Here is a 7,003-nt window from a genome sequence, read left to right as displayed (position 1 = left end):
CAGGGTTCAGGGTTCAGGGTTCAGGGTTCAGCACATATTTTTGGTTGTGTAGCCGAGTATTCAACTTTATTTAGATAATAAAAAAGCCGAGCAATTGCTCGGCTTTTTAATTCTTTAAATCTTACTCTGCAGACTGCGCGTCTTCTTGAACTTCTTCAGTCGCTGGGCGATCTAGTAGTTCAATGTAAGCCATTGGCGCGTTGTCACCTGCACGGAAGCCACACTTAAGAATACGAGTGTAACCACCTGGACGATCCGCGAAACGAGGACCAATCTCAGTGAACAATTTACCAACTACTTCTTTATCACGCGTGCGAGCAAACGCTAAACGACGGTTTGCAACGCTATCAGTCTTAGCCAGTGTGATTAAAGGCTCAATTACACGACGTAACTCTTTCGCTTTAGGCAAAGTTGTTTTGATGATTTCGTGCTTCACCAAAGAACTTGCCATGTTGCTGAACATCGCTTTACGATGACTGCTGTTACGGTTTAATTGACGACCACTCTTACGATGGCGCATGACCCTATCCTTCTAACTAAACTTATCGTTGATTATTCAGCTAAGCTTGCTGGCGGCCAGTTTTCTAGGCGCATACCTAGAGATAGACCACGTGATGCAAGCACGTCTTTAATTTCTGTAAGTGACTTCTTACCAAGGTTTGGCGTTTTAAGAAGCTCAACTTCAGTACGCTGAACAAGATCACCGATATATTGAATTTGCTCGGCTTTCAGACAGTTCGCAGAACGTACAGTAAGCTCTAAATCATCAACAGGACGAAGTAGAATCGGATCAAATTCCGGCTTCTCTTCTTTCGCTTCTGGCTCAGCCACATCACGTAAATCTACGAATGCGTCTAATTGCTCAGCTAGAATTGTAGATGCACGACGGATTGCCTCTTCAGGATCAATCGTACCATTTGTTTCCATATCGATAATAAGCTTATCTAAGTCTGTACGTTGCTCAACACGTGCTGATTCAACCGAGTACGCAATACGCTCAACCGGGCTAAATGATGCATCTAGCAACAAACGACCGATTGGGCGCTCATCGTCTTCAGAGGAAATACGGCTCGACGCTGGAACGTAGCCACGGCCACGTTGAACGCGAATACGCATACTGATTTCACTGCTATCAGTTGTCAGGTGACAAATCACGTGTTCTGGGTTAGCAATTTCAACACTATCATCGTGTTGAATATCAGCAGCGGTTACAGGGCCAACGCCTGATTTAGTCAGCGTTAGAAATACTTCATCTTTCTCGTGTAAAGAAACTGCTAAACCTTTAAGGTTTAGTAGAATTTCGATGATGTCTTCTTGAACACCTTCCTTCGCACTGTATTCGTGTAGTACGCCGTCGATTTCAACTTCAGTCACTGCACAACCTGGCATTGATGAAAGTAAAATACGACGAAGTGCATTACCTAAAGTGTGACCAAAGCCACGCTCTAGTGGCTCTAAAATTACTTTAGAACGCGATGTACTTACAGCGTCGATATCGACTAATTTTGGCTTTAGGAATTCGGTAACAGAACCCTGCATGTGTATCCTCTCTTATCTTTTAACTTTACTTCGAGTAAAGTTCGACGATTAGCTGTTCATTAATTTCTGCAGACAGATCAGAACGCTCAGGTAAACGCTTAAATGTACCTTCTAGCTTCTTAGTGTCTACTTCAACCCAAGTTGGCTTCTCGCGTTGCTCAGCTAGTTCTACAGCTGCAGTAATACGAGCTTGCTTCTTAGCCTTCTCACGGATTTCAACTACATCTTCAGCTGAAACTGTGAATGAAGGAATGTTTACAACTTGACCATTAACAACGATTGCTTTGTGGCTTACTAGCTGACGAGCTTCAGCACGTGTGCTAGCGAAACCCATGCGGTAAACTACGTTGTCTAAACGTTGTTCTAGAAGCTGAAGTAGGTTTTCACCTGTGTTGCCTTTAAGACGAGCAGCTTCTTTATAGTAGTTACGGAATTGCTTTTCTAGTACACCGTAGATACGACGAACTTTTTGCTTTTCACGTAATTGTAAACCGTAGTCAGATAGGCGACCTTTACGAGCGCCGTGTTGACCTGGTGCTGTTTCAAGCTTACATTTAGAGTCGATTGCTCTAACGCCGCTCTTAAGGAACAGGTCAGTACCTTCACGACGACTTAGCTTGAGCTTAGGGCCCAAATATCTTGCCATGTTATTTCTCCTAACCTATTGTTATACGCGACGTTTCTTCGGTGGACGACAACCATTGTGTGGAATTGGCGTCACGTCAGTAATGTTTGTAATACGGTAACCTAGTGCGTTAAGTGCACGAACTGAAGATTCACGACCTGGACCTGGGCCCTTGATGAATACTTCTAAGTTCTTTAAACCATATTCCTGAGCAGCAGTACCTGCACGCTCAGCAGCAACCTGTGCAGCGAATGGCGTAGATTTACGTGAACCACGGAAACCTGAACCACCTGCAGTTGCCCAAGATAACGCATTACCTTGACGGTCAGTAATAGTAACAATAGTGTTGTTGAAAGAAGCATGAACATGAGCCATACCATCAGCAACTTGCTTTTTAACCTTCTTACGACGGATTGGTGCTTTAGCCATAACTTACCCCACCTTATTTCTTGATAGGCTTGCGAGGACCCTTACGAGTACGCGCGTTAGTCTTAGTACGCTGACCACGAAGTGGAAGCGAACGACGGTGACGTAGGCCACGGAAACAACCAAGGTCCATAAGACGCTTGATATTTAGAGTAACTTCACGACGAAGATCACCTTCAACAGTGTACTTACCAACTTCTTCACGTAATTGGTCAAGAACTTCATCATTTAGTTCACCGATTTTTGTGGTCTCGGCGATACCAGTCGCTGCTAAGATAGCCTTAGAGCGAGTCTTACCTACACCATAGATGCTTGTTAAAGCGATAACAGCATGCTTATGGTCAGGAACGTTAATGCCTGCGATACGGGCCACTAACATATCTCCTATAAATGAATCTGATTATCATCATGTTGGAAAGCCCGTATAGGATACCCAACCGATATCAGATTTCTACCAATGAAACAGGCCGAGCTTACGCTCAGCCTGCATGACTTAATTAGCCTTGCCTTTGCTTATGCTTAGGATCGCTGCAAATTACACGTACAACACCTGCACGCTTAATAACTTTACAGCTACGGCAAATTTTCTTAACGGAAGCACGTACTTTCATAACTTAACTCCGTAGTCAACCCTTAGCGGCCGTAGCCTTTAAGGTTTGCTTTTTTCAGCACAGACTCATACTGATGAGACATCAGATGGGTTTGTACTTGTGCCATAAAGTCCATGATAACAACAACGATAATCAAAATTGATGTACCGCCGAAATAGAATGGCGTTTGCCATGCCATTGTCATGAACTCGGGCACTAGACAAATAAAGGTAATGTACAATGCGCCAGCTAAAGTTAGGCGTGTCATTACTTTATCAATGTATTTAGATGTCTGCTCACCTGGGCGAATGCCTGGGATAAATGCCCCTGATTTTTTCAGGTTGTCTGCTGTTTCACGCGGGTTAAATACCAACGCAGTGTAAAAGAAGCAGAAAAAGATGATTGCAGCTGCTAAAACCATCGCATATAGCGGCTGTCCAGGAGACAATGCTAAAGAGATAGTTTGTAATGTATCAGCAACCGGGCCTTCACCTTGACCGAACCAGCTCGCAATTGTACCAGGGAACAGAATAATACTACTAGCAAAGATTGGTGGAATAACCCCTGCCATATTAACTTTCAATGGTAAGTGTGAACTTTGCGCTGCAAATACCTGACGGCCTTGCTGACGTTTAGCGTAGTTAACAACGATGCGACGTTGTCCTCGCTCAAAGAACACTACCAAATAAGTTACAGCAAAAACAATTACCGCAATCAATAGTAGTACTAACGGTTGTAAATCACCTTGGCGCGCCATTTCGGCAGTCGAACCAATAGCAGACGGCAAGTTAGCTACAATACCCACAAAAATTAGAACTGAAATACCGTTACCGATACCACGCTCTGTAATTTGCTCACCCAACCACATTAGGAACATTGTACCAGTTACCAAGCTCACTACAGCAGTGAAATAGAATGCAAGACCAGGGTTAACCACTAGGCCTGACATCATATTTGGTAAACTAGTTGCAATACCAATTGATTGGAATGTAGCTAGCACGAGCGTTGCATAACGAGTGTGTTGGCTGATCTTCTTACGACCTTGCTCACCTTCTTTCTTCAATTCCATGTAAGTTGGATGCATATGTGTCATCAACTGCATGATAATTGAAGCGGTGATGTAAGGCATAATACCTAACGCCAACACCGATGCACGCTCAAGTGCACCACCACTGAACATGTTGAACATCTCAACAATGGTGCCCTTTTGTTGCTCGAAGAACTGGGCCAATACTGCGGCGTCAATACCAGGGATCGGCACGAACGAGCCTAAACGGTAAATAATGATAGCACCCAATACAAATAGTAATCGGCGCTTCAGCTCCGCTAAGCCGCTTTGTGCACTTTGCATATCTAGACCTGGTTTAGCCATAGTACTTCCTTATTATTCTTCTATCTTGCCTCCGGCAGCTTCAATCGCTTCACGAGCACCTTTAGTCACTTTAAGACCTTTAACGGTAACCGCGCGAGAAACTTCGCCAGATTTAACTACTTTAACGAACTGAATGTTCTTTTTAACAATACCAGCTGCTTGTAGTGTGCTTAGTTCTACCACATCGCCTTCAACTTTAGCGATTTCGAACAGGTTAACTTCTGCAGATACTAATGATTTGCGTGAAGTGAAACCGAACTTAGGTAGACGACGTTGCATAGGCATTTGACCGCCTTCAAAACCAACGCGTACTTTACCACCAGAACGTGACTTTTGACCTTTGTGACCACGACCACCAGTCTTACCTAGACCAGAACCGATACCACGACCAACACGTTTGCCAGCTTTTTTTGCACCTACTGCAGGAGAAAGTGTATTCAATTGCATCGAATTAACCCTCAACCTTAACCATGTAAGACACTTGGTTGATCATACCACGTACACAAGGAGTATCTTCTAACTCCACTGTGTGGTTGATACGACGTAAACCAAGACCACGTAAAGTTGCTTTATGCTTCGGTAAACGACCGATAGAGCTCTTTACTTGAGTTACTTTTACTGTATTTGCCATCGTGTCTTACCCCAGGATGTTATCAACGCTTAAACCACGCTTCGCAGCAACAGCTTCAGGTGACTTCATGTTGTCAAGAGCTTTAATAGTTGCGCGAACTACGTTGATTGGGTTTGTAGAACCATATGCTTTAGAAAGTACGTTATGTACACCTACTACTTCTAGTACTGCACGCATCGCACCACCGGCGATGATACCTGTACCTTCAGCAGCTGGCTGCATGTATACTTTAGAACCAGCGTGACGACCCTTGATAGGGTGCTGTAACGTGTTTCCGTTTAATTCTACGTTTACCATGTTACGACGTGCTTTTTCCATTGCTTTTTGAATAGCAGCAGGAACTTCACGTGCTTTACCGTAACCAAAACCTACTTTACCAGCGCCATCACCAACTACTGTTAGTGCTGTGAAGCTAAAGATACGACCACCTTTAACTACTTTTGAAACGCGGTTTACTGCAACTAGCTTTTCAGCTAATTCAGGTTGCTTTACTTCTACGTTAGCCATTCTCTGCTCCTAGAATTGTAAACCGGCTTCACGCGCTGCATCAGCAAGCGCCTTAACACGGCCGTGATATTTAAAACCACTGCGATCAAAAGATAATTTAGCGATACCTTTCTCAACTGCACGCTCAGCAACTGCTTTACCAACTGCTTGCGCAGCTGCAACGTTGCTAGTGCCTTCGATTGAACCACTAATCGCTTTTTCTACAGTAGAAGCAGCAGCTACCACAGCACCTTCAGCATTTACTACTTGCGCGTAAATGTGACGTGGAGTGCGGTGGATAACTAGGCGTGTAACGCCTTGTTCAATAAAGTTTCTACGAGTGCGTTTTGCACGACGTAGACGAGCTGTTTTCTTATCCATCGTTCTACCTTACTTCTTCTTGGCTTCTTTACGACGCACGTGTTCATCAGCATAACGTACACCTTTACCTTTATACGGCTCTGGCTCACGGTATGCGCGAATGTTAGCAGCAACTTGGCCAACTAACTGCTTATCTGCGCCTTTAACCACAATTTCAGTTTGGCTAGGTGTTTCAACAGTGATACCTTCTGGAACTGGGAAGTTCACAGGGTGTGAGAAACCAAGCGTTAAGTCTAATACTTTACCCTTAGCTGCTGCACGGTAACCAACACCAACTAGCTGAAGTTTTTTCTCGTAACCTTCGCCTGCACCAACAACCATGTTGTTGATTAGTGCACGAGCAGTACCTGCTTGTGCCCAGCCGTCTGCAAAACCTTCACGAGGAAGAGTTTTGATTACGTTTTCTTCAAGCGTTACTTCAACAGCTTCGTTGATAGTGCGAGTTAACTCACCGCTTTTACCTTTAACTTTGATATCCTGACCAGCTAGTGTAACTTCTACACCGGCAGGAACATTGATAGGTGCCTTTGCTACGCGAGACATAGTTCCCCTCCGATTAAGCTACAAAGCCGATGATTTCACCACCGATACCAGCACCACGTGCAGCACGGTCAGTCATCAAGCCTTTAGAAGTTGAAACGATAGCAATACCTAAACCGCCCATTACCTTCGGTAAATCGTCACGTTTCTTATAGATACGTAGACCAGGACGGCTAACGCGCTGTAGAGATTCGATTACAGCTTTGCCTTCGAAATATTTTAATTCTACAGAAAGCTCAGGTTTAACGTCGCCAGCTACTGCGTAGTCTGCGATGTAACCTTCTTCTTTAAGTAGTTTTGCAACAGCAACTTTTAGCTTTGAAGAAGGCATTGATACTGAAACCTTCTTAGCCTGTTGGCCGTTACGAACACGTGTAAACATATCCGCGATTGGATCTTGCAAGCTCATTGTC

The 7,003-nt window shown here is 44.2% G+C and carries 13 protein-coding genes; all 13 read right to left on the bottom strand.

What is annotated here, in order from left to right; genetic code table 11:
* Positions 1-121 precede the first annotated feature (121 nt).
* Positions 122-520, bottom strand: coding sequence for a 50S ribosomal protein L17 (gene rplQ / locus ON073_RS11205; RefSeq protein WP_274761972.1), 399 nt, complete (start codon positions 518-520; stop codon positions 122-124).
* A 32-nt stretch (positions 521-552) separates the two neighbouring features.
* The gene (locus ON073_RS11200) at positions 553-1,539 is read right to left on the bottom strand and encodes a DNA-directed RNA polymerase subunit alpha (protein ID WP_274761971.1); all 987 of its coding nucleotides are present in this window, start codon (positions 1,537-1,539) and stop codon (positions 553-555) included.
* A gap of 25 nt (positions 1,540-1,564) precedes the next feature.
* Complete coding sequence (gene rpsD / locus ON073_RS11195; protein WP_010562280.1) at positions 1,565-2,185, bottom strand: 30S ribosomal protein S4; 621 nt, start codon at positions 2,183-2,185, stop codon at positions 1,565-1,567.
* Positions 2,186-2,206: 21 nt separating this feature from the next.
* On the bottom strand, positions 2,207-2,593 hold the full coding sequence (gene rpsK / locus ON073_RS11190) for a 30S ribosomal protein S11 (protein ID WP_010562279.1): 387 nt from the start codon (positions 2,591-2,593) through the stop codon (positions 2,207-2,209).
* A gap of 13 nt (positions 2,594-2,606) precedes the next feature.
* A complete protein-coding gene (gene rpsM, locus ON073_RS11185; RefSeq protein ID WP_054981001.1) occupies positions 2,607-2,963 on the bottom strand; it encodes a 30S ribosomal protein S13 in 357 nt (118 codons plus the stop codon).
* A 124-nt stretch (positions 2,964-3,087) separates the two neighbouring features.
* The gene (gene rpmJ / locus ON073_RS11180) at positions 3,088-3,201 is read right to left on the bottom strand and encodes a 50S ribosomal protein L36 (RefSeq protein ID WP_010562277.1); all 114 of its coding nucleotides are present in this window, start codon (positions 3,199-3,201) and stop codon (positions 3,088-3,090) included.
* Positions 3,202-3,223: 22 nt separating this feature from the next.
* A complete protein-coding gene (secY, locus tag ON073_RS11175; protein ID WP_010562276.1) occupies positions 3,224-4,552 on the bottom strand; it encodes a preprotein translocase subunit SecY in 1,329 nt (442 codons plus the stop codon).
* A 12-nt stretch (positions 4,553-4,564) separates the two neighbouring features.
* A complete protein-coding gene (gene rplO, locus ON073_RS11170) occupies positions 4,565-4,999 on the bottom strand; it encodes a 50S ribosomal protein L15 (protein WP_274761968.1) in 435 nt (144 codons plus the stop codon).
* Between the two features lie 4 nt (positions 5,000-5,003).
* Positions 5,004-5,183 carry a 50S ribosomal protein L30 gene (gene rpmD, locus ON073_RS11165; protein ID WP_010562274.1) on the bottom strand — a complete coding sequence of 60 codons (180 nt, stop codon included), beginning with the start codon at positions 5,181-5,183 and terminating at the stop codon, positions 5,004-5,006.
* Between the two features lie 6 nt (positions 5,184-5,189).
* Entirely contained in the window at positions 5,190-5,690 is a 501-nt protein-coding gene (gene rpsE, locus ON073_RS11160; RefSeq protein ID WP_038638924.1) for a 30S ribosomal protein S5, read from the bottom strand.
* Positions 5,691-5,699: 9 nt separating this feature from the next.
* Complete coding sequence (rplR, locus tag ON073_RS11155; RefSeq protein ID WP_274761966.1) at positions 5,700-6,050, bottom strand: 50S ribosomal protein L18; 351 nt, start codon at positions 6,048-6,050, stop codon at positions 5,700-5,702.
* Between the two features lie 9 nt (positions 6,051-6,059).
* Positions 6,060-6,593 carry a 50S ribosomal protein L6 gene (rplF, locus tag ON073_RS11150; RefSeq protein ID WP_054980992.1) on the bottom strand — a complete coding sequence of 178 codons (534 nt, stop codon included), beginning with the start codon at positions 6,591-6,593 and terminating at the stop codon, positions 6,060-6,062.
* Positions 6,594-6,606: 13 nt separating this feature from the next.
* Complete coding sequence (gene rpsH / locus ON073_RS11145; protein ID WP_274761965.1) at positions 6,607-6,999, bottom strand: 30S ribosomal protein S8; 393 nt, start codon at positions 6,997-6,999, stop codon at positions 6,607-6,609.
* Positions 7,000-7,003 lie beyond the last annotated feature (4 nt).

Origin of the sequence: Pseudoalteromonas sp. G4, assembly GCF_028875915.1 — a bacterium.
In the GTDB taxonomy this organism is placed as follows: domain Bacteria; phylum Pseudomonadota; class Gammaproteobacteria; order Enterobacterales; family Alteromonadaceae; genus Pseudoalteromonas.
This window is presented reverse-complemented; position numbering and strand designations above follow the sequence as displayed.

Bases quoted from the DNA above. Each gene is read 5' to 3' on its own strand.
- rplQ (WP_274761972.1), bottom strand. From the start codon at position 520: ATGCGCCATCGTAAGAGTGGTCGTCAATTAAACCGTAACAGCAGTCAT.
- ON073_RS11200 (WP_274761971.1), bottom strand. From the start codon at position 1,539: ATGCAGGGTTCTGTTACCGAATTCCTAAAGCCAAAATTAGTCGATATC.
- rpsD (WP_010562280.1), bottom strand. From the start codon at position 2,185: ATGGCAAGATATTTGGGCCCTAAGCTCAAGCTAAGTCGTCGTGAAGGT.
- rpsK (WP_010562279.1), bottom strand. From the start codon at position 2,593: ATGGCTAAAGCACCAATCCGTCGTAAGAAGGTTAAAAAGCAAGTTGCT.
- rpmJ (WP_010562277.1), bottom strand. From the start codon at position 3,201: ATGAAAGTACGTGCTTCCGTTAAGAAAATTTGCCGTAGCTGTAAAGTT.
- secY (WP_010562276.1), bottom strand. From the start codon at position 4,552: ATGGCTAAACCAGGTCTAGATATGCAAAGTGCACAAAGCGGCTTAGCG.
- rplO (WP_274761968.1), bottom strand. From the start codon at position 4,999: ATGCAATTGAATACACTTTCTCCTGCAGTAGGTGCAAAAAAAGCTGGC.
- rpmD (WP_010562274.1), bottom strand. From the start codon at position 5,183: ATGGCAAATACAGTAAAAGTAACTCAAGTAAAGAGCTCTATCGGTCGT.
- rpsE (WP_038638924.1), bottom strand. From the start codon at position 5,690: ATGGCTAACGTAGAAGTAAAGCAACCTGAATTAGCTGAAAAGCTAGTT.
- rplR (WP_274761966.1), bottom strand. From the start codon at position 6,050: ATGGATAAGAAAACAGCTCGTCTACGTCGTGCAAAACGCACTCGTAGA.
- rplF (WP_054980992.1), bottom strand. From the start codon at position 6,593: ATGTCTCGCGTAGCAAAGGCACCTATCAATGTTCCTGCCGGTGTAGAA.
- rpsH (WP_274761965.1), bottom strand. From the start codon at position 6,999: ATGAGCTTGCAAGATCCAATCGCGGATATGTTTACACGTGTTCGTAAC.